The following is a 22,777-nucleotide window of genomic DNA, read 5'->3' on the forward strand; positions in this document are numbered from 1 at the left end:
TATAAGTAAGATTTGGCTTGAGCTAAATTTGGTTGAATGATTTAATTTTTCAAAACGTAGTTTTACACTTCAAATGTTTTAAAGTGGCAGATTCAGAAGCAACCCCCATCCTCACGAAGCCCGATCCGTATGCGGCTTTACGTTTTCCGGAATTCAGATATTTTTTAGGCATGCGTTTTTTCTTTACGCTGGCCTACCAAATGCAGGCTGTTGTTATTGGTTACCACATTTATGATTTAACACATGATGCCCTTAAACTGGGACTGGTTGGTTTGTGCGAAGCCATACCTGCAATTGGTATCGCTCTTTATGGCGGGTACATTGCGGATAAAAGCGAGAAAAGGGCTTTGCTTACTAAAATATTTTCAGGGGTATTGATCTGTTCCATTTTAATGTTACTGGTGACCAGCAAATACCTTAACCTGAAGGAAGACCTGATTGTTTTGATTATGTATGGACTGGTTTTTTGCATTGGAATTGCCAGAGGTTTTTTCGGGCCGGCTACATTTTCCTTAATGGCCAGAATTGTACCAAAAGAACTTTATCCAAATGCCAGTACATGGAGCAGCAGCAGCTGGCAGTTTGCAACCATTATCGGGCCACTGATTGGTGGTTTGGTTAACTGGCTATGGGGAATTACAGCGGCTTACATTGTAATTGTTGTATTGATTTCTATAGCGCTGGTTTGTATTTTAAGTTTCAAAAAGCATCCGGCAACTTTTGTGCCTACACAAAATATATTCGATAGTTTGGGCGAAGGCATTCGTTTTGTATTTAAAACGAAGATGATGGTTTGGGCAATGAGCCTCGATTTATTTTCGGTGTTTTTTGGAGGTGCGGTTGCTTTGTTGCCCATGTTTGCCAAAGATGTTTTTAATATGGGCTCAATGGGTTTGGGGATTATGAGGGGCGCTGCATCCTCTGGTGCGGTGATTACCATGCTGGCCATGACCCGCTTTTCGCCAATGAATAAACCCTGGAGAAATTTATTGATCGCAGTAACTGGCTTTGGACTCAGCATCATTTGTTACGGCCTTTCTAAAAACTTCTATTTAACCTTGTTTTTCTTATTCCTGGAAGGTTCATTTGATAGCGTGAGTGTAATTATCCGCTCAACAATTATGCAGTTGCTAACCCCCGATGAAATGCGTGGAAGGGTATCGGCTGTAAATAGTATGTTTATCGGTTCTTCAAATGAAATCGGAGAATTTGAATCGGGTTTAACGGCTAAACTGATGCGACTTGTACCTGCGGTGGTTTTTGGTGGCAGTATGACAATTGCTATTGCCGGGATAACCTGGTTAAAAACAAAATCTTTAACCAAATTATCCCTGCAGGATCTTAATGAGCAAACCACAGCAGTTAAGGTGTAGGTTTTTATCAGAGAGTGAATTAAAATTGCCTGTTTTTACCCCAGATTAAATAAATAATTGAACCTAGAAAAGGGGCCAGAACAATAATTATAAACCACAAAACCTTCACGCCAAAACTCATGGAACTATTCCTTGAAATGTGGTATAAGGCAATTAAAATTAAGATTAGCCAGCAAATTGCCGGAATTATGATCAATAATGCGACTTGATTACTGCTGATACTGGTTTGTAATAACATAAAAAACTGATTGCTTAAGCTTCAACAATCCTCTCGCCAATTTGTTGACGCCACATGGCCTGATATAAACCATTTTGAGCAATTAATTCTTCGTGTTTACCTTGTTCAATAATATGACCTTTTTCTAAAACATAGATCCTGTCTGCATGCTTGATTGTTGATAACCTGTGTGCAATTAAAATTGTAATGTGATCTGTTAAGTCAGAAACCGATCTGATGGTTTTGGTAATTTCTTCTTCGGTAATTGAATCTAAAGAAGAAGTTGCTTCGTCAAATACTAAAATATCCGGTTGCCTTAATAAAGCTCTGGCTATTGATAAACGTTGTTTTTCTCCTCCTGAAACTTTTACACCGCCTTCGCCAATTAATGAGTCTAAACCTTTATCTGCCCTGGCCAGCAATGTTTGACAGGCAGCCTGGTTTAAAACCTTATAACATTCTTCATCTGTAGCATTTGGATTTACAAAAAGTAAGTTCTCTCTTATCGTACCCGAAAATAGCTGTGTATCCTGTGTTACAAAACCTATTTTCTCCCGCAGGGCATCTAAATCTATATCTGTGCTTGATGCACCGTTATATAATATCTGTCCTTCTTTAGGTTGATATAAACCAACCAGCAGTTTCACCAAAGTGGTTTTTCCGGAGCCCGAAGGGCCAACAAAAGCAATGGTTTGTCCGTTATGCGTTTTAAAAGAAATTTGTTCTAAAGCATTTCTATTTGCCGTTTGGTGTTTAAAGCTGACCTCATCAAAAGTTAAATCATTAATCTTTTTAATGGAGATTGGATTATCTGGTTTTTTATCAATAGGTGTACTTAAAATCCTTTTGAAATTACCCAGTGATACTTCGGCTTCACGCCAGGAAAGGATAACATTTCCCAATTCCTGCAATGGGCCAAAAAGGAAAAAAGAGTAAAATAGAAAAGAAAAATACTGACCTGCAGAAATCGTGTCGTCAAAAATTAACAGGAGCAGTACTACAATCATGGTACTTCTAACCAGGTTTACTGTAGTGCCTTGCACAAAGCTCATGCTGCGTACATACTTTACTTTTTTAAGCTCCAGGCCTAAAATCTTGTAAGTCGTTTTATTTAACCTTTCAATTTCCTGCTCGGCAAGACCTAAACTTTTTACCAGTTCAATATTTCTTAGTGATTCTGTTGTAGACCCGGCTAAGGCTGTAGTTTCGCCGACAATAGAGCGTTGTATGGTTTTAATTTTACGGCTTAAAAACCAGCTTACGAAACTAATAATCGGAATGGCCGCAAAATAAACGAGGGTAACTTTGTAGCTGATGGAGAATGAATAAACAATTACAAAAACCATCCCGATCAAACTTACAAAAAGTACACTGATGAATGAAGTGATAAACTTTTCAGAATCTAACCTTACTTTTTGTAAAATACCCAGGGTTTCGCCACTTCGCTGATCTTCAAAAACCTGATAAGGCAATTTTAAAGAGTGTTGTAAACCATCAGCATACATTTTTGCACCAACCTTTTGTACTATTACGCTGGTAAAGTAATCCTGAAAGTTTTTGGCAATTCTGGATACCATGGCTGCACCAATGGCCAGGCCAATAAAACCTAAAGCTCCCCAGATGTAAGCACTTTTACTACTGAAGGATGATTTTTTATTAATGTATAAATCTAAAATTCGCCCTGTAAAATAAGGGTCCATAAGAGAAAAGCCAATATTTATGCCTGCAAGAAGGAGTGCCAGGGCCACAACCCATTTGTGTTTCTTCAGGTAATTTAATAATACGTTCATGAAAGTTTTGTTGTTTGAAGTACAAACATAAAAAAAGGGAACGGATATAAATCCATTCCCTTTTTTTATGACTTTAGGCTAAGATACTTAGCGCCGATTATTTAAATTAAAAGCCATAACGTAATCCAATCTGGAATTGATAAGGATTATTTGATGGATTTGCTATACCTGCATTGTTAACATTATAGTTGAATTTTTTATTTACAGCATCAAACCCGGGATTTTGCAAGGCATAAAGTGCCTGATTGCCCAAAGATTCGTTAACACCCCATGTTTTCTTAAAGATGTTGGCTACGTTAAATGCATCAACAGACAATTCGAAATTATGAGTTTTATTGATTTTGAATTTTTTAGTGATTCTTACATCCACAATTCCGTAAAAACCATTAATACCGCCATTTCTAACTGCAATTTGATCGCCATATTTGTTGATATAATCTTTTAAGCTTTGGCTGGCCAGGGGATTATCTATAATGGCTTGCAAACCTGTACGCACATTTGCAGCTACATTCGGATTATTTCTGTCAAAAACGAAAGCTAAATCATTTGTGCCTACAAAATCTCCATTGGTATTAGCACCCGAAAGTAAACTGTAACGTGTACCTGCAATGCCCGAATAACGTACACCAATGTTAATTCCATAAAAACTTGGACTTGTTCCATAGAATACTACTTTATGTCTGAACTGGTTATCAGAATAAGTCATGTGGCTTAAATCACGCGGATCATCTTTAACCGGAAGTGATAAAGTAGAAGTATTGGCTACGTTACCATTGAAAGAAGTATTATCTTTTGTATCGTTCCAGGTATAACTAACTGAAATCTCACCATCTTTAAAATACTGGTAAGTACCGTCAACTACAATGGCAAACTGATTTACTTTTCCATCGCTGTTCATTTCCAGCACACGGCCTAATTTATTACTGATCCGGCCTTGTTGCCAGTCAGCAGCACCATTGGTTAAAGGAATAGAAGCTAAAGGAACATATACACCACGATTGGCCTCGTTTGAAATGGTGAAATATGGGGTGGCAGCCATGTTACGATCTACATATACATAATTATTACGGCCTAATGTAGCGTAACCCGTAATGCCAGCTTTTAACTTAGGTGTAAAAAAGTGGCTGTATGATAGGTTTCCTTTATAAACCACCGGAACTTTAGCGCCTTTTGCATAAGTATTAATGGTTGGCAATTGATATTGACTTAAAGTAGGAGCGCTTGCCGCATTGCTGCGATAACCAGTTAAATAAGCAGTAGGAATACCTAAACGGGTATCAACTGTGCCATAATGTTTACCATCAAAAGTTAAGTTGTTAATGGTTACATAATTGTTAATGTCTGAAGCAAAAACGCCGGCACCAAAGCGGACGAAGTCGGTACGCTGTTCATTTATATCCCAGCTAAACTGTACACGGGGCTGTACCACGAAAGATTTCAATTTATTATCAGTACGGACACCAATTTCGTCAAATACCAGTTGATTTAATGGCGAAGATGGATAATGAGCATAATCCAAACGTAAGCCGGCAGTTAAATCAAGACCTTTAGCAAGTTTGGTTTGCATCTGGCCGTATATTCCAGCATTTATAATTCCTGCATTTACACTTGGATCAGCCATTAAAGGCACTTCTCTAAAATAACGGTACGCAGTTCCGTTTTCATAATTGGTAAAGGTTGGTACTTTTGTTCCATCAGGCTGGGTTACTGTTCCGGCTTGAACGTGGAAACGTCCGTTTACCTCGCTACCATATAGAGAGTGGGCATGGGTGTACATAAAATCAACACCAAAAGTGTATTTTACCTTATCGGTATTGTAATATAGGTTATCTACAAATTGCAACACGTTATTGGTAAAACCTTCCTGCGCAAAACGGTGACCACCCATTTCGATATTGGTTGCTTTGTTTGTACCGTTAATTACCGAAGTAACCCCCTCAACAATTACACGTGGGATATTAGATGCGGGTAACTGATTGCCCGGGCTACTTTTTTGGTAGGTGTAAAGGTATTGTACTTTTAACTCATTGGTTAACCTCGAATTGATAGAAGTACGTAAAGTAGCCAATAAGCTATTGTCTACGTTTTTATCGTTACCGTAAGATTCGTATAAGTTAATCGCTGTATTATCTTCCAAACCTAAATTATTTCGGTCGTTGGTGTAATTATCGCGGATGGTTAATAAGTTTTTATCATTAATCTGCCAGTCAATACGGGCAAAAGCTGCATCAGAACCTCTTTGTTTAGGAAATGAGCCATATTGAGGCGTATTGGCTACGCCATATTTAGAACGGGCCACACCAACAAAATAATCCAGTGTAGAACGGTTAATGTTATAACGCAATTCGTCTGCTCCTGATTGAACATCGGCAATTAACAAAGGACGGGCATCTCTTTGATGATCCCATGCCACGAAAAAGTGTAATTTATCTTTAATAATCGGGCCACCCAATGAGAAACCATATTGGTAGGTCGAAAAATCTGCCTGACGTTTGTTCCCCCTGATGTCGTAACCACTCGATAACCAGTCTGCACGGCCATAAGTAAATGCACTTCCCGATAAAGTATTGGTACCTTGTTTGGTTACCGCACTCACCGTACCGCCACCACTGCGGCCATAAGTAACATCGTACTGATTGGTTACGACTTTAAATTCACGAACCGCTTCGATTGAAATGGAGTATGGAGCACCACTCCGGCTGGTTGTAGAACCTGCCGAGGTTGGGTTTTTAGCATTCATCCCATCAATAGTATAATTGGTAGAAGAACCCAGTTGCCCTGAAATGTTACCTCCTTTGCTCAGCGGGGATAAATCCATTAACGAAGTAAAATTACGTCCGTTTACTGGTAGCTGCGTAATGGCTTTGGCCGAAATGGCCGTCGCTGCGCCAATGTTTTCTATTTTATTTTTTAAACCCGAAGCCACAACCTGTACGGCTTCTAAATTTTGAGATGCTTCCTGCATACCAATGGCAACCTTTATGGCATCGCCCTGATTTAAAAAGTATCCACTCCTGGTTTGTTCTCCAAAGCCCACATAAACTGCCTTTACAGAATAAGGACCGCCTAAAGGAAGTTCTTTAAAAGTATATTCTCCTTTTGCATTAGTAGATGTTTTGGTGGTGAAACCCGTAGATTCATTCCGGATTTGTACAGAAGCACCGGGAATGGGCTTCTTTTGTTCGTCGATAACGCTTCCTGATATTGAAGCCTGAGTTGTTTGTGCAATTGCCTGATTGTGGACAAAGCAAAACAGCAGCAATACTGCAATAAGTAAATTTTTGATCATGATTAGTTCTGATTGTTTTCTGTGCGCAAAGATGTTTACTTAGTGTTAATTGAAATTGGATTTTACATTAACAAAAGATTATCAGTTTAACCGAATGTATTTTAAATGTAAATAACGAATTGCCCCGAGACGTCATTGCGAGGCACGAAGCAATCTCAGCGATAGAACAGAAAACCCATCGTTTCTTTGTTTACCGCATCATGCACATTTCAAAAGCATAAAAAAAGCGACCTGTCTAAATTAACAGGTCGCTTTAATGTACACGCTAAAACAAGTTTACTTCTTCTCTGCTTCGTACTTATCACTGAATTTTTTATCCAGTTGTTTATGCAAATTATCCAGGTTAATATCTCTGCCCTGAATAAAAGCTTGTTCTACTTTGTTCGTCTTCATATCCAAAGCATCACCAGCAGAAATAAAGAAGGTTGCATCCTTGCCATTTTCAATGCTTCCGGTGGTTTTATCAACGCCCATTACCTTTGCTGCATTTAAAGTAATGGTAGAAAGTGCTTTTTCTTTATCCAATCCCCATGCAGAAACCGTTCCGGCCATAAAGGGCAAATTGCGTTGTTGCCAGTAACCATCAATACTAACCACTACGTTAATGCCTGCATTGGCTAAAATAGCTGCGTTTTTATAGGGCATATTCACGTCATCATCGTTATTGTTTGGCAGGGCATGAGGTTGTTTAACCACCACACTGATGTTATTGTTTTTTAGGAAATCGATGACCAGATAACCTTCATCAGCTCCTGTAATAACCGGAGTAATGCCAAATTTCTTCGCGAAATTTACAGCAGCGACAATGTCTTTCTGTCCATCAGCTGCAATAAATAACTTTTCTGTTCCACTGAAAACTGGTTTCATGGCTTCGAAGCGGGTATTAATAACTTCAGGCTTACCCATTTCACTGTAGGCTTTAGCTTCAGCGAAAAAAGAAGTTAACTGGTTAATGGCAGTTTGCGTACGCTCGGCTAATGCTTCTGCCGAAACTTGCGGCCTGCCAAAACCACCTCTAAAACGAGGTGTAACCGGCCAGGTCATGTGCATGGCATCGTCCGTTTTAATAACTGCATCTTCCCAATTCCAGGCATCCAGTTGTACAACAGATGAACTTCCGGAAACCACTCCGCCTTGTGGCGTAGGTTGGGCCATTAAAACACCATTGCTGCGCAAAGTAGCAGGCACTTTGGAATCTGTATTGTAAGCTACAATAGAACGAATGTGCGAATTAAAATCACCAATTTCCTGAAAATCAAGCGTCGCTTTTACGGCCTCAATTTCTATCAGACCAAGATTAGTGGTTGCCGCAATAAAACCAGGATAAACGTGCTTCCCACTGGCGTTAATCCGTAATACATCATCTTGCGGTACCTGTCCGTTGGTAGTTACCGATATAATTTTACCATTTCCAAAAAGTATGGTTCCGTTTTCTATGATGGTTCCATTACCTACGTGTACAGTGGCGCCAGTGATGGCTATGGTTTTGCTTTGCTTTTTTGCCGGTGATATGTTCGCTTGTGCAAAGCAGATCAGGCTGCATGCCGATAGCACCAGACTGAGCATATAAGGTTTAATATTAGTGCGCATGTTCTTGTTCGGTTAATTCAGCTGAATAATTTTCTAAAGTTTCGCAATTGTATAAACGTGGAGCTTCACTAACCGGACGTTGTGTGCGGCCACCTTTACTCTTGCTTTCTAACATTTTTTGAATCAGGCGGGCCTTTTCAATTTGCTGAGCTTTAATTACCTGAGCATCTTTTTCAATGTCCCAGTAGGCAACACCATCAACAAAAGTTTTTTCGGCTTTTGCATAAATAGATAAAGGATCGGCAGACCAAACGACAACATCGGCATCTTTTCCTGCTTTCAAGCTTCCTACTTTACCATCAATGTGAAGCATTTTTGCCGGGTTAAGGGTTACAAATTTAAAGGCTTCTTCTTCTGGTACACCACCATATAAAACGGCTTTACCGGCTTCCTGATTTAAACGACGGGCCATTTCAGCATCATCAGAATTAAATGCAGTAGTAATGCCCACGTTATGCATAATCTTTCCGTTATAAGGAATGGCTTCTGCAACTTCGTTTTTATAAGCCCACCAATCTGAAAAAGTTGAACCTGCAATACCATGCGCTTTCATTTTATCCGCCACTTTATAGCCTTCTAAAATGTGTGTAAAGGTGTTTATTTTAAAGCCCATGCTGTCTGCAGCATGAATTAACATATTAATTTCGCTTTGTACATAAGAGTGACAGGTAATGAAACGTTTGTTGTTCAAAATTTCGACAATGGCATCCAGTTCCAAATCACGGCGTACATTGTTGCCTTTTGCCGACATGGCTTTTGCATATTCTTTGGCGCGGGTAAACTCATCAATATAAGTTTGCTCAACACCCATGCGTGTTACCGGGAAACGTAGCCCGGTTCCGAAATTGCTTTGCTTAACGTTTTCGCCTAATGCAAATTTGATGAAACCATCCGCACCTGCAAATTTTAACTCTTCAGGCGATTTGCCCCAGCGTAATTTAATAAGCTGTGACTGACCACCAATTGGGTTTGCGGAACCGTGAAGAATGTGAGAAGTAGTTACGCCACCTGCCAGCTGACGGTAAATGTTTACATCTTCAGAATTGATGATGTCGGCAATACGAACCTCGGCAGATACCGATTGTGCACCTTCATTTATGCCACCAGAACCAGCAATGTGCGAATGCTCATCGATAATGCCCGGTGTAATGTGTTTCCCTGTAGCGTCAATCACCTTAGCATTTCCTGCCGGAAGGTTTTTGCCTACCGCTTTAATTTTACCATTTTCTAAAAGCACATCTGCATTTTGCAAGATGCCTTCTTTCTCATTAGTCCAAACGGTACCATTTTTAAGCAATACGGTTTCCTGCTTAGGCAATTCAGCATTTCCAAAAGCACCAAAAGGGTAAAGCAAGGTACCCGTTGCTAATGATGGCTTGGGCTCATCAGGTTTAGGCGTTTCTTTTGAAGCCTCCTTAAAAGTCGCTGTAAATCTTCCGGTACTTCCATCTGCAAGGGCCGATTCGCCTTTAAAAGTTAATGGATTAGCAGCCGTCAGGTAGCCACTTAAACGAACATCGCCTTTAGGGTTTTTCTTTAAATTAAAATTAATGCTTACCCAATCGCCGTTGCGGCTAAAAGTAGCTGTGGTTTTAACGCTGTCAACGCCCGTTCTTTCAATAGCTGCAACAGAGCCACCGCCCGTTCCGGTAATTTTTAAAATCAAAGCACTAATACCATCTACGTTTAGGTTATATATACCACGTACATCGGCAACATCCATTTTGTTTACAATAAAGCGTTTGCCTTGTACCCAGTTTTCGAAGATGATGTTTCCATTTTTAAATAAATTATCAGATGAGATCAGGAAGTTGGCTACTTTACCTTTTTCCAGTGAACCTACTTTATCGCTGATGCCTAAAATAGAAGCCGGAACCTCAGTTACCGATTGTAAAGCTTGTTTCTCTGTTAATCCATTTTCTATAGCTGTACGAATATTCGCCCAGAAATCACGGCTGTTTTCCAGACCAAATGCAGTTAAAGCAAATTTAATTCCTGCTTTTTCCAGCGCTGCAGGATTTGCCGGGGCCATTTCCCAAGCCTTCATTTGTGCCAGCGTAATATTTCGCGCTTCCGCCGGATCTTCTACATCATAAGCTTTAGGAAATGCCAGTGGAATAATCAAAGTTGCACCTGTAGCTTTAACTTCGCTAATTCTTTGGTACTCGTCTCCGGTAGATTTAATAATGTATTGCTTGCCAAATTCTTTGCCAATTTTATCGGCACGAAGAACATTAGCCCAACCATCTGCTTCAAAGATTTGAGGCATGTTTTGCTGTTTACCAAATTCTTCTAAAGAAATATTGTATTCTTCTTTTTGTTTACCATACCACTGTGCATCATAATAGGTTTGACGCAATAAAGCAATAGATCCCATTAAAGAAGTTGGATAATCATTTGCGGACGATCCTTTGTTAAAAGAATAATTTGCTGCGGTTTGATCTTTCAGAAATACATTGTTATCTGTTGCATCATTTAGGGTTACAGCGGCAGAAACACCACGGGCAATCCCATCCCGGTTAATTACATTTACACTTCCAAAACCAACCTTGCGCAGCTCATCGGCCTTTTTACCGTCAGCACTAAAAATAGTTTTAACAGAAGTTTCTGGTCTGATGGCCTCGTTCCAGTTGTAAGCACCTTTTTTAGTCGATACAAAAACAGACTGGCGGGCGCCTCCGAAACCCCTGGCTTGCGTAGCAACTTCAGGAATGCCGTAGCTGGAGAAAGCATCAATTAAAGACGGATAAATAAATTTTCCTTTTAAATCAATTACAACATAACCTTTAGGTACAGCCATACCAGCACCAACCGCTTGTATGGTTTGTCCTTTAATTAAAAGGGTGGCATTTGTTAAGGTTTGATTGGCATTAACTACAATCGTTGCGTTGGTAAAGGCAAACATTCCCGGTCTGGTATCGTAAGAACCATTTACAGGATAGGTTGTTTGCTGTGCAAAGAGAACTGTAGTAGAAAATACCAGCACAACGGCGAGTAAAATTTTCTTCATAATAAGTTTAGGGGTTTATTTTGTTTAAAACTAATATAAATAAGCGTTGTCATTGCTTATTAACCTATTTTTTACAATTAATGTCTATTTTTGAATCATAGAAATTTTAGATATGAATGATATTTTAAAAAGTGCGCACTCGGGATGGCGCTATGTGGTTTTCCTTTTATTGGTTATTGCGGTAGTAAAAGCATTATCAGGATGGCTGGGCAATAAACCTTATACAGAAGGAGATAGAAAGCTAAATGTGTTTACTTTAATCAGTGCACACATTCAACTGCTTTTAGGCTTAATACTTTATTTCAGTGAAGGATGGTATCGTTTAAGTAGTGCCGGCGCACCAGCAGTCCGTTATTTTAAAATGGAGCACATCAGCATGATGATTATTGCTATTGTTTTAATTACAGTAGGAAATTCAAAGTCAAAAAAGATTGTTGCATCGGTAGCTAAACACCGTACAATTTCTATTTTCTTTGGTTTGGCATTGATTTTAATTATAGTTTCCATTTATTTAATGACCAAAAGTGTTCCCGGCAGAACTTTCTTTGGTGTATCATAAATTTTAAAAAATATTTCGCTTATTTAAAAATATTTATATTTTTGCTGCAGATGAATAGAAATACACATACATGGCTTTGGCAAAGTAATTCAAAAAAGAATTGCGCCGGCTGCGTATGCAAAATATAGTTTATCAACCTAAACCTTATTAAAAGAACCATTAAAGCCCGACGTAGAACCACACGTCGGGCTTTTTAATTATAAAATAAATTGCATTTAATCCCGTCATTCCTTTCAATGACGATAATGATAAAAAGAAAATGTTTAAGATAAATACCACTTACAAGAAATTATTAGCCGATACCACTACTCCGGTAAGTATTTATTTGCGCCTTCGCGATGTTTATCCGAACAGTATTTTACTGGAAAGTTCGGATTACCACAGCCGGGAAAATTCCATGAGTTTTGTTTGTGCCGATCCCGTTGCCGGAATTATCCTTAAAAACAACAGGCTGGAAACGTATTTTCCGGATGGCTCAGTAGAAATTAAAGACAGCGAAAACCTGACCGAAGAGATCACTATATTTAAAGATAAATTTAAGGAAACGGAACTGCCTGAGATTAAATTTATATCCAGCGGATTGTTTGGCTATTTTACCTGGAATGCAGTACAGCATTTTGAAGACATTAAATTCCATTCAGAAACACCAGAAGGTGAAGAGATTCCTGAAATGCAATATCATTTATACCGTTACATTATTGCGATAGATCATTTTAAAAACGAAATTACCCTGTTTAAAAACACATTTGATGGCGAGGAAGAGGGCGGATTGGAGAAAATGGAGTACCTGATTCAGAATAAAAATTATCCTGAATATAAGTTTAAAATCAGAGGCAAAGAATCGTCGAACTTAACCGACCAGGGTTTTATGGATCTGGTAGAAAAGCTGCAGAAACATATTTTTCGAGGAGATGTTTTTCAGATCGTTCCTTCAAGAGCCTTTAAACAATCTTTTTCTGGTGATGAATTTAATGTTTACCGATGCTTAAGGTCTATAAATCCTTCACCATATTTATTCTATTTTGATTATGGCGATTTTAAATTGTTCGGGTCATCGCCGGAAGCGCAGATTACCATTAAAAATAATACGGCTAACATTTTTCCAATCGCCGGAACGTTTAAACGCAGCGGAAATGATATCGAAGATGCTGAACAAGCCCGTAAATTAGAGCAGGACCCGAAAGAAAGTGCCGAGCATGTGATGCTGGTTGATTTGGCCAGAAACGATTTAAGCAGGCATTGCAACCAGGTGGAGGTAAAATCTTTTAAAGAAGTTCAGTATTACTCGCATTTAATTCACCTGGTGAGTAAAGTTAGCGGGCATTTACAAGAGGATGTAACCGCTTTTAAAGTCGTTGCTGATACTTACCCGGCCGGAACTTTAAGTGGGGCACCAAAATATAAAGCCATGCAGTTAATTGATGAAAACGAAAAGCTTGGGCGTAATTTTTATGCGGGTGCGATTGGTTTTATGGGCTTTAACGAAGATTTTAATCATGCCATTATGATCAGAACTTTTATGAGCAAGAACAATGAATTGCATTATCGTGCAGGCGCTGGTATTGTTGCCGATTCGGTACCCGAAACAGAAATGCAGGAAGTAAACAATAAAATTGCAGCCTTGCGTAAGGCGGTAGAAATGGCGGAGAAAATTTAATGCAGCCAAACATTTGAGTAAGAAATAAGATGGAAAACATAAATAAGAAAGCGGTTTTAGTAATCGATAACTATGATAGTTTTACTTACAACCTGGTACATTTAATAAACGAGGTAGGTTACGAAGCCGTAGTTTGGAGAAACGATAAATTTGATATTGCCGATGTGGCGCAATACGATAAAATATTACTTTCGCCGGGACCAGGCATTCCTGAAGAAGCGGGTTTATTGCTTGAAGTGATTAAAACCTATGCAGAAACTAAAAGTATTTTTGGCGTATGTTTAGGCCAGCAGGCCATTGCCGAAGTATTTGGAGGTAAACTTTTAAACCTGGGCAGACCTATGCATGGTATTGCCACTCCGGTAACGGTTGTAGATGGAGATGAATTTTTATTCTGGGAATGCCCGCAAACCATAAATGTTGGCCGTTACCACAGTTGGGTGGTGAGCAAAGAAGATTTTCCAACCTGTTTAAAAATTACAGCACGTGATCATAAAAATGAAATCATGGCTTTAAGGCACGAAACGCTGGATGTCCGGGGAGTACAGTTTCATCCTGAAAGTGTGTTAACCGAGCATGGAAAGCAAATGATGGAAAACTGGCTGACCAACTAAACATTCGTTCCTCGCAATGATTGTACAAATAAATTAAACGTTGAATAGATGCTGAAACGAGTTCGGCATGACGAATATAAAACATGAATATTTTAGATAAAATTGTATTACGTAAAAAGGAAGAAGTTGCCATTGCTAAACAACAGGTTTCTGTGCAGGATTTAGAAAACTCAATTCACTTTAAACGTAATCCATATTCTTTTAAAGACTTTTTATTGGCCGAAGACAGAACAGGCATTATCTCTGAATTTAAGCGCCGGTCGCCATCAAAAGGTTTAATTAATGGTATAGCAGATGTAGCAGAAGTTACCAGGGCCTATAACGCTGCAGGCGCATCGGCTTTATCGGTTTTAACAGATGTAGATTTTTTTGGTGGAAAAATGGAAGACCTTATTGCTGCGAGAGCCGCGAATGAAATTCCAATTCTCCGTAAAGATTTTATGATTGACGAATATCAAATTTTAGAAGCTAAAGCCTGGGGTGCTGATATTATTCTTTTAATTGCTGCAATTTTAACCCCAAAACAAATTATTGATTTCGGAACCTTTGCACAAAATTTGGATTTAAATGTTTTGCTGGAGGTGCACAACCAGGAAGAATTGGAACGGAGCATTTGCCCTAACCTTGACGCCATTGGCGTAAATAACCGGAATCTGGCTAATTTTACTGTTGATATTCAAACCTCATTTGATCTGGTAAATAAAATTCCGGATGAGTTTTTGAAAATTTCAGAAAGCGCAATCAGTGATCCTAAAACGATAAGAGAATTAAAAGCCGCAGGTTTTAATGGGTTTCTAATTGGGGAAAATTTTATGAAAACCGAAAACCCAGGTTTGGCTATTCATGAATTTGTTACAAAGATTTAAGCGTTTTAACCACAAATGTCATCTTATTGTAAGTGTATTGGCATCATGTTTGTCTTCTTTTTTTAAGGTAACCAATTTTTAACTAAAAAAAAGTCTATGAAAAGATTCTCAAAACTCTTATCCCTATCCCTTATTTTATTTGTAACCCTTTTATTCTCCTGTAAAAAAGACAGTAATGATTCTCCTGGAACTACAGGCAAAAATGTTAAGTTTACGATTACCGTTAACGGCGTAAGCGGCGCTGATGATTATGCATCATTTGTAATTGTTGGCGCAGATTTAAAAAACACTAAAACCCTTTGGAAAGTTAATGGCGTAACAAAAAACAATGAAACCTCTGTTAGTTTGGGTGAAGATGATTTTACCGGCAGTACAAAAACTTATGTTGTTGAGTCGGTAACACCACTGGATGTTGTAGGTACAAGTATTCAATGCCTTAATTTTAATGGCCCTTATACAATAAGCTATAAAGCTGAGGTTAACGGCAAAGTAATCACAAATGACCAAAACGTTACTGTGGATGTAAATAAAGATTATACACACAGATACGATTACTAAACCATATATGAAATTTATGGAAAAGGCTGTCTGATATCAGGCAGCCTTTTTTGTTTATAATTATAGATTATTGCTGAGTTTTGATTAACACAGAAGAAGAGCCTACCATTTAAAACCATTTAGTTGTTTCTTTTGTTGTGAAATTTATAAATTATATACCCACATTTTTAAGCTCATCTTCGGATTTAAGATTTATTTTATTGGAGTTAACTTAAATTGTTTTTAGTGTGACGCCCTTAAATTGCTTTAGACTTCAATTTTATCTAAGTTTGCCTTAATTACATGGGAAAACAGAAATTTTATGATACTGCGATCACGCAGGAAAGGGCAATTTTAGTTGGTGTGGTAACGCCCGGCGAAAAAGATGCCCAAACAAAAGAATATTTAGACGAGCTGGCTTTTTTAGTGGATACAGCTGGTGGAAAGGTGGAGAAGGTTTTTACACAGAAAATGTTAAGGCCTGAAAGGGCAACTTTTGTGGGTACAGGTAAGCTGGAAGAAATCAAAGCTTATGTAAAATCAGAGGAGATTGATACCGTAATATTTGATGATGAATTATCGCCATCACAGCTCAGAAATATTGAACGCGAATTAGGGGCTAAAGTTTTAGACCGAAGCAACCTGATTTTGGATATTTTTGCAAACAGGGCACAAACGGCTCAGGCAAAAACACAGGTAGAACTTGCTCAATTACAATATGTACTGCCCCGTTTAACAGGTATGTGGACCCACCTGGAGCGCCAAAAGGGTGGTATTGGTATGCGTGGACCCGGTGAAACGCAGATTGAAAGCGACAGAAGGATTATTTTGAATAAAATATCCTTGCTTAAGGAGCGTTTGAAAAGTATAGATAAACAAAACGAAACACAGCGAAAAAACCGTGGTCAGTTAATCCGGGTTGCATTGGTTGGGTATACCAATGTTGGTAAATCAACCATTATGAATATGTTTGCGAAATCTGAAGTATTTGCAGAGAATAAATTATTTGCAACGCTGGATACAACGGTTCGTAAAGTGGTTATCGAAAACTTACCATTTTTACTTTCAGATACGGTTGGTTTTATCCGCAAGTTGCCTCACCATTTGGTAGAATGTTTTAAATCAACACTGGATGAAGTTCGCGAAGCAGATATTTTAATTCATGTGGTTGATGTGTCGCATCCAAATTTTGAAGATCAGATTAATACCGTTAACGAGACTTTAAAGGATATCGGTGCGATTGATAAAGACATGATTTTGGTTTTTAATAAAATTGATGCTTATGTTTCACCAGAAGTAAATGATCCGCAGGATGATGGAAAATTATCACTTTCTGAATTTAAAAACAGCTGGATGAGTCACGATAAAATTCCGGTTTTATTTATTTCTGCAACCGAAAAAGAAAATATAGAAGAGTTTAAAACATTATTGTACGATAAGGTAAAGGCTGCACATACGGCCAGATATCCTTATGATAATTTGTTATATTAAGTAAAATTTTATTATGCCTGAGCTTATCGGGGCATAAAAATTAACATGTGGTTTGAATTACCCAAAAATTTAAACCACACAAACATAAAATTATGGAAAGTAAACGTCAGCAGAAATTTGCGGGAGTAATACAAGAGGAGTTAGCACAGATTTTTCAGCGGGAAGGAACTTCATTTTTACCGGATACTTTGGTAACCATTACCCGTGTTCGGGTATCGCCTGATTTGGCGGTGGCCAAAGTTTATCTGAGTTTTTTTAATACCAACAATACTACATTATCTATTAATACAGTTAATGCGCATGCAGGCGAAATCAGGTACAAACTAGGCGGTCGCATTCGTCACCAGGTTAGGGTAATTCCAGAACTTACCTTTTTTGTAGATGATACCAACGAATATGTGGAGCGCATGGATCATCTTTTTGAAAAGATTGCTAAAGAACCGAGACAAAAAGAAGAAGATAGCGAATAGCCATTTGTGAGAAGCCTTAGAGAGCCTGTAAATTTCTTCACTCATTTTATTCCAGCTTTAATTGCAATTCCGGCAGGTTACTTTTTGCTGCAAAAGTGTAATGCACCAATAGAATACACGGCCGCCTGGATTTACAGCATCGGTACTTTTATTTTATTTGGCGTAAGTTCCATGTATCATGGCTACCCGAGTACTGATTATGGTATTCGCTTTTGGCAAAAATTTGATCATTGTTGTATTTATTTAATGATTGCCGGCTCGTATACCCCAACGGCCTTATTGGTTTTTGATGGCTGGCTGCGGTGGAGTTTATTTGCAATTGTGTGGTTAATTGCCATTACAGGGTGTTTGCTTAAAATTTTTAACCGGCTAAAAAGCACTGCAATTTCTTTAGCCATTTATATTTTAATGGGCTGTTTAATTGTTCCGCTACTGCAAAAAATGTTGGGCACTTTACCAATTGGAGCCATCTTTTGGTTATTAACCGGAGGCGTATTTTACATTGGCGGTACTTATTATTATGCAAAAGATAAACCACTTTCAAAATATGTGCACAGCCACGAGCTTTGGCATTTGTTTGTAATTGGGGGTGCATTAGCGCACTACATTTATAATTACGTCTACATTTTCAACATTGCTTAATGATGCACAACTTTCAAAATCTTATGGAGAAACATTCGGCATCTATTGCCAAAGTTGTTGATTTTGATGTGTGGAAAGATCAGTTGCTCAGCCTTGATTTTACAGCTTCTAATACCGAGCTTACGGATGAAATTTTGGACGATACCGATTTGTTTTCTGATTGGGTGAATCAAAAACTTATTTCTAATGGTGCAAAGTATGGAATTGGGGGTTATGGCGAGCACCGGACCATTTATTCGAGAAGCAAACACTTTAATACGGCCGAGGAGCCACGCCGTTTACATTTAGGCGTTGACATATGGGCACCAGCCGGAACGGCCGTTTATAATTTTTATGATGCCAAAGTTCAAAGTTTTGCAAATAATAACAATTTCGGAGATTATGGAGCAACCATTATTTTAGAATATAATATAGATGGTTTTCAGTTTTATGCGCTATACGGGCATTTAAGTCTAGCCTCTCTTAATGGTCTTGAAGAAGGAAAGTATATTCCGGCAGGGCAAAAAATAGCCGAACTTGGTGTTAAGGAAGAAAACGGATACTGGCCTCCGCATTTACACTTTCAACTCATTAAAAATATGGAAGGACTAAAAGGAGATTATCCGGGGGTATGTAAATTCAGCGAACGCGATCAATACCTGGCCAACTGCCCCGATCCAAACCTGATTTTGAAAAGTACTTTCGGAAAGTAATTTATCATGTTCGTTTTAAGCTTTTCAATTCAACCCCTGCTTCATCTTTTTTGCGTAAATTAGTTAAATGAAGAAGTTTTTAACCTTTTACCTGGTTTTTTGCTGCACTATGGCTATGGCACAATTGCAGTTTAAAAGCGGAAAAGATGGTTTTTCTAATTTCATAAAGAATAACACCATTTATCCGCGGTATTCTAAATACAACTGCATCCAGGGAACGGTAAATGTTAGCTTTAAACTCGATAATGAAGGCAGGGTGTACTTCTCTAAAATAAACTCAGGTATTATTACCGAACTTAATGATGAAGCACTACGTTTAATTCGTTTAAGTTCTGGTAAATGGGCAATTCCTGCAGGTTACGATTCTGCAGCTGTTATAGTTGTTCTGGTTAATTTCAAGTTATCCGGCTACGATTGTGAGAAAAAAAGTAGTTCAGACATTCGTTCTGCGATTGAAGCGTACCAAACCGACGAAAGATTGACCGATGTGGTGCTTAACTTTTACAAAAACATTGATATGGCCAAACCCGGACAGGAAGCACAAATTTTGGCTATAAAAAATCAATTGGGTATTGATGATGAATACCTGGAGGAAAGAATTAATGATGGATTAAAAAAAATAAAACAAGGTGATAAACCAGGCGCTTGCGAAGATTTCTTATTTGTTAAACATGTAGGAAGCAGCAAAGCCGATAAATACATAGCTCAATACTGTAAATAAATGCGATACACGATTAAATTTTTTGCCCTTTTAGATATCATTACTATTGCCCTGCTGGGTAAGCAATTTTGGGAAATCATTACCCATCTAAGTGAAATTCCTCAGGAAACACTTTCGCAGGCCAAGGTTATTCTGATGCTTCCATTATTTGTTTCCCTGTTTATATCAGCGGCGGGTTTAATGCTCTTCAAAAAGTTTGGCTTCATTACTTATTATATTCAATTCCCCTTCCGGCTGGTTGTTTGGATTTTTTCAATAGGTTTTATCACTCTGCTGCCCGAATACTTTAATCTCGGCGAAAGATGGTTCGATATTTTATTCAGGATATGTTTCATTGCAGAATTTTTCAGGTTATATTATACCATTAAAGTTCACAGAAAATATTTGCTTAATTAGTGTGTTTGGGTACAATTACGGAAATTGCTGCAGGTAAAATTTTTGCTTCAACTGTATTAATCTTTCCAATATACTCACCATCAACCTGAAAGTGTACCTTATGTTTGGAGCTGATTTTCACTTCTGAAGTTTGAAATACCTCTATTTTCCTGGGGTTAAAGGGCAATTTAGTCGTCCATATTTTTAAAATCTCCAGGTAGGAGTAATCCTTAACCAATACTACTTCAAAAAGTTTGTCATCTAATTTCCCATCCGGATTTATTTTTAAACCCGTTCCATACCTGGTTGCATTTGCCAGGGCAACCATGGCTGCGGCAGATTTAACCCGCTCTCCTTTTAAGTCTAACTCCACTTCCATCCGTTTATGATTCCACAAGGCGTGCCAGGTTGCTTTTGCGTAACCCCACATGCCCCGTTCAGATAAACCGTCAAACTTTTTAATCAGATAAGCATTAAAACCTAAATCAGAAAGATGAATACACAGTTCATCATTAATTTTTATCGCATGGATTTTTTTAACAATGCCATTTTCAGCCAATTCCAACGCCTCAGTCAAATCTGTAGCAATACCTAACTCTTTCGCCATTCCATTTGCAGATCCGGCAGGAATAATTCCAATCGGAGTTTCTGTATTTAAAAGACATTCCGCTACTAATTTCAATGTGCCGTCGCCACCAACGGCTATTACACGATCTGCATCTGATTGCTTAATTTTCTGTTTAATCTTCTCTATTGAACAGCTTTGGGGCAACTCAAATAAATCAACAACAGTTTCCCTATCCTTATAATAATTAGAAATTAACGTTGTTAAGTCTGTATCGTGGCTACCCGAACCCGGATTTATGATGAATAGTAGTTTCATTTTATAACCTGTAGTGGTACAACACAAACAACTTTGAATTAACTCTGTTTTACTAATAATGAATAAAAATGCAAGTGTAAAAGTTTATCACGGGTACGGACACAAACAAAATCTGGTTGTTTATGGCCATGTTTTTAAGCAAAAATCTAAAACTACTCAGGTTTACAGTAATAATTTATGGGTAAATATTGTTCATCTTTTTAAACTGTTTATTTTAAAGCCATATCCTTTTGTTCAGGTTCGTTTACAATTTTTAAATCAAACCATTTATAACAAAACGGAAGCAGATGGTTTTTTTAAATTTGAATGGAGTGCCGAGCAAGATGTTCCGGCAGGTTGGCATGAGGTTAAAGTTGAGGCTTTTACTGATGATGGAGAAACAATAAAAACCGGCGATGGTAAAGTTTATGTGCCCCACATTACACAATATGCTTTCATTTCTGATGTTGACGATACTGCCATGATCTCGCATTCGGCAACAATCGGGCGAAGGCTCCGCGAACTTTTTATAAAAAATCCCCATACCAGAAAAACCTTTCCTCAGGTTGCAAGCCACTATCAGCAATTGGCCCTTTCACACACTGATAAAAGCCAGCCTAATCCTTTTTTCTATGTGAGCAGCAGTGAGTGGAATCTTTATGATTACTTAATAGAAACATTCAGGTTTAATAAATTACCCGATGGTGCCTTTTTATTAAATCAGATTAAGCGCTGGAAGGATTTGTTTAAAACAGGTAAAACCGGCCATGAAGGCAAGTTGCTGAGGGTAATGCGCATTCTGGATGCTTTTCCAAATCAGAAATTTGTTTTTTTTGGAGATAACAGTCAGCAAGATCCGGCTATATATGCTGCAATTGTAGAAAAATACCCTAAAAATATAGAAGCCGTTTACATTAGAAATATACGGCCCGAAAAGTTAAAGGAAACAGAAGCATTGCTTAACAAGATTGAAGCACAAAATGTAGAAACCTGTTTATTTATAAATAGTGAAGAAGCAATTGCTCATTCAAAAAGGATAGGCCTGATTTAATAAAAGATTAGAAAAGCAAATTCCATACTAAAAGGATGCAGCGGTACTGCTTTTTGCTTAATCCCAATAAAATTGGCGATAACGCTTTCAGTCGGGTTTAAAATACTTCTCTTTTGCATATTTTAAAGGAAATTCCCCTCATGTGTATGGTAAATTAGCTAATCGATTTTCCGAAAGGTGTAAAAGCTAAATTCATTAATTTAAAATGCTGGCGACCGAAAGGTATGCCTATAATGGTAATACAAAGCAAAAGGCCAAATACTAAATGCGTTAATGCAATCCACACCCCACCAAAACATAACCATATAATATTCATAATGGTTGATAAGCAGCCAGTGTTTGATGATGTATCAGTTATTTTAACGCCAAAAGGGGCCAGCCCAACAAAAGCAAATTTAAAACACTGCAGGCCAAAAGGAATTCCAACAATGGTTAGACAAAGAATTAAACCGCCAAAAATATATTCTAAAAAAATAAAGAAACCGCCAAATATGATCCAGATAATGTTGCCTATAAAATTCATGTAATTCCTTTTATTTTAAGATAAGCAAAAATAGATATTGTTACAAGGCAGGCCTCTTAAATGTTTAAACGGATGTTTTTAACCTTAAAGTTTTAAATGCTCTACATTATCTTCTATTTTTTCTTATTGATATCCATTAAGTTAAGGGGTTTTGGCGGGATAAAAGGGTTTTGGGTTTTGTTAGTGCGGATAATTTTTCTACTTTTGCAACCCGGTTCGGAAGGGCTGGAAGAGGGTGGGAAGATGCAGAGGGATTAGAATTGAAGGAATGGGAGAAATGAGGATTTAAGTTGGGTTTTGCCTGGTTTAAGGTTTAATCCGGGGTGGGAAAAAAAGAATTTATTTTTCTTGCGGATTAAAAAAGTTTTTCTACCTTTGCAATCCCAAACGGAAACGAATGGAATCCTAAAGCAGCGGATGTTGCAGGAGGGAATAAAAAAGATTGAAA

At 38.1% G+C, this 22,777-nt stretch carries 20 protein-coding genes; 13 read left to right on the top strand and 7 right to left on the bottom strand.

From position 1 onward, the window contains the following. The first annotated feature begins 83 nt into the window (after nucleotides 1-83). Nucleotides 84-1,373, top strand: coding sequence for an MFS transporter (locus tag O0955_RS05735; protein ID WP_269426566.1), 1,290 nt, complete (start codon nucleotides 84-86; stop codon nucleotides 1,371-1,373). Between the two features lie 19 nt (nucleotides 1,374-1,392). Here the strand turns inward: O0955_RS05735 and O0955_RS05740 are convergent, their stop codons facing one another. The 5 genes from O0955_RS05740 to O0955_RS05760 form a co-directional block, all read right to left on the bottom strand. Continuing rightward, nucleotides 1,393-1,611: a PLDc N-terminal domain-containing protein gene (locus O0955_RS05740; protein ID WP_269426567.1), complete on the bottom strand. Its 219-nt coding sequence runs from the start codon at nucleotides 1,609-1,611 to the stop codon at nucleotides 1,393-1,395. A gap of 14 nt (nucleotides 1,612-1,625) precedes the next feature. Continuing rightward, a complete protein-coding gene (locus O0955_RS05745) occupies nucleotides 1,626-3,380 on the bottom strand; it encodes an ABC transporter ATP-binding protein (protein WP_269426568.1) in 1,755 nt (584 codons plus the stop codon). Nucleotides 3,381-3,486: 106 nt separating this feature from the next. After that, the gene (locus O0955_RS05750; RefSeq protein WP_269426569.1) at nucleotides 3,487-6,669 is read right to left on the bottom strand and encodes a TonB-dependent receptor; all 3,183 of its coding nucleotides are present in this window, start codon (nucleotides 6,667-6,669) and stop codon (nucleotides 3,487-3,489) included. A 276-nt stretch (nucleotides 6,670-6,945) separates the two neighbouring features. Next, nucleotides 6,946-8,259 (bottom strand): amidohydrolase family protein, encoded by a 1,314-nt coding sequence (locus O0955_RS05755; protein WP_269426570.1) that lies wholly within the window; start codon nucleotides 8,257-8,259, stop codon nucleotides 6,946-6,948. Next, nucleotides 8,249-11,269 carry an amidohydrolase family protein gene (locus O0955_RS05760; protein ID WP_269426571.1) on the bottom strand — a complete coding sequence of 1,007 codons (3,021 nt, stop codon included), beginning with the start codon at nucleotides 11,267-11,269 and terminating at the stop codon, nucleotides 8,249-8,251. The genes O0955_RS05755 and O0955_RS05760 overlap by 11 nt, the downstream gene beginning before the upstream one ends. 112 nt (nucleotides 11,270-11,381) lie before the next feature. Here O0955_RS05760 and O0955_RS05765 point away from each other — a divergent pair, with 112 nt between their 5' ends. The 11 genes from O0955_RS05765 to O0955_RS05815 all read left to right on the top strand — a co-directional run bounded on the left by O0955_RS05765 (nucleotide 11,382) and on the right by O0955_RS05815 (nucleotide 19,914). Next, nucleotides 11,382-11,828: a cytochrome B gene (locus tag O0955_RS05765; protein ID WP_269426572.1), complete on the top strand. Its 447-nt coding sequence runs from the start codon at nucleotides 11,382-11,384 to the stop codon at nucleotides 11,826-11,828. Between the two features lie 259 nt (nucleotides 11,829-12,087). Next, nucleotides 12,088-13,485 (top strand): anthranilate synthase component I family protein, encoded by a 1,398-nt coding sequence (locus O0955_RS05770; protein ID WP_269426573.1) that lies wholly within the window; start codon nucleotides 12,088-12,090, stop codon nucleotides 13,483-13,485. A gap of 29 nt (nucleotides 13,486-13,514) precedes the next feature. Next, the gene (locus tag O0955_RS05775) at nucleotides 13,515-14,099 is read left to right on the top strand and encodes an anthranilate synthase component II (protein WP_269426574.1); all 585 of its coding nucleotides are present in this window, start codon (nucleotides 13,515-13,517) and stop codon (nucleotides 14,097-14,099) included. A gap of 83 nt (nucleotides 14,100-14,182) precedes the next feature. Next, complete coding sequence (trpC, locus tag O0955_RS05780) at nucleotides 14,183-14,965, top strand: indole-3-glycerol phosphate synthase TrpC (protein ID WP_269426575.1); 783 nt, start codon at nucleotides 14,183-14,185, stop codon at nucleotides 14,963-14,965. Between the two features lie 96 nt (nucleotides 14,966-15,061). Further along, nucleotides 15,062-15,523, top strand: a complete 462-nt coding sequence (locus O0955_RS05785; protein WP_269426576.1) for a hypothetical protein — start codon at nucleotides 15,062-15,064, stop codon at nucleotides 15,521-15,523. A 282-nt stretch (nucleotides 15,524-15,805) separates the two neighbouring features. Then, nucleotides 15,806-16,993, top strand: a complete 1,188-nt coding sequence (hflX, locus tag O0955_RS05790; RefSeq protein ID WP_269426577.1) for a GTPase HflX — start codon at nucleotides 15,806-15,808, stop codon at nucleotides 16,991-16,993. Nucleotides 16,994-17,085: 92 nt separating this feature from the next. Next, entirely contained in the window at nucleotides 17,086-17,463 is a 378-nt protein-coding gene (rbfA, locus tag O0955_RS05795; protein WP_269426578.1) for a 30S ribosome-binding factor RbfA, read from the top strand. 6 nt (nucleotides 17,464-17,469) lie between these two features. After that, nucleotides 17,470-18,105, top strand: coding sequence for a PAQR family membrane homeostasis protein TrhA (trhA, locus tag O0955_RS05800; protein WP_269426579.1), 636 nt, complete (start codon nucleotides 17,470-17,472; stop codon nucleotides 18,103-18,105). Nucleotides 18,106-18,128: 23 nt separating this feature from the next. After that, on the top strand, nucleotides 18,129-18,797 hold the full coding sequence (locus O0955_RS05805; RefSeq protein ID WP_269426580.1) for a peptidoglycan DD-metalloendopeptidase family protein: 669 nt from the start codon (nucleotides 18,129-18,131) through the stop codon (nucleotides 18,795-18,797). A gap of 67 nt (nucleotides 18,798-18,864) precedes the next feature. Beyond that, nucleotides 18,865-19,518: a TonB family protein gene (locus O0955_RS05810; RefSeq protein WP_269426581.1), complete on the top strand. Its 654-nt coding sequence runs from the start codon at nucleotides 18,865-18,867 to the stop codon at nucleotides 19,516-19,518. Beyond that, a complete protein-coding gene (locus O0955_RS05815) occupies nucleotides 19,519-19,914 on the top strand; it encodes a hypothetical protein (RefSeq protein WP_269426582.1) in 396 nt (131 codons plus the stop codon). Here the strand turns inward: O0955_RS05815 and O0955_RS05820 are convergent. Continuing rightward, nucleotides 19,907-20,776, bottom strand: coding sequence for a diacylglycerol/lipid kinase family protein (locus O0955_RS05820; RefSeq protein WP_269426583.1), 870 nt, complete (start codon nucleotides 20,774-20,776; stop codon nucleotides 19,907-19,909). The genes O0955_RS05815 and O0955_RS05820 overlap by 8 nt on opposite strands. Nucleotides 20,777-20,834: 58 nt before the next feature. Between O0955_RS05820 and O0955_RS05825 the strand changes: the two genes are divergently transcribed. Further along, entirely contained in the window at nucleotides 20,835-21,806 is a 972-nt protein-coding gene (locus O0955_RS05825; RefSeq protein WP_269426584.1) for an App1 family protein phosphatidate phosphatase, read from the top strand. Nucleotides 21,807-21,960: 154 nt separating this feature from the next. On the opposite strand, the gene O0955_RS05830 is transcribed toward O0955_RS05825, so the two are convergent. Then, nucleotides 21,961-22,329 (bottom strand): YccF domain-containing protein, encoded by a 369-nt coding sequence (locus O0955_RS05830; RefSeq protein ID WP_269426585.1) that lies wholly within the window; start codon nucleotides 22,327-22,329, stop codon nucleotides 21,961-21,963. Nucleotides 22,330-22,777 lie beyond the last annotated feature (448 nt).

The organism is Pedobacter punctiformis (assembly GCF_027213715.1).
Lineage (GTDB): Bacteria > Bacteroidota > Bacteroidia > Sphingobacteriales > Sphingobacteriaceae > Pedobacter > Pedobacter punctiformis.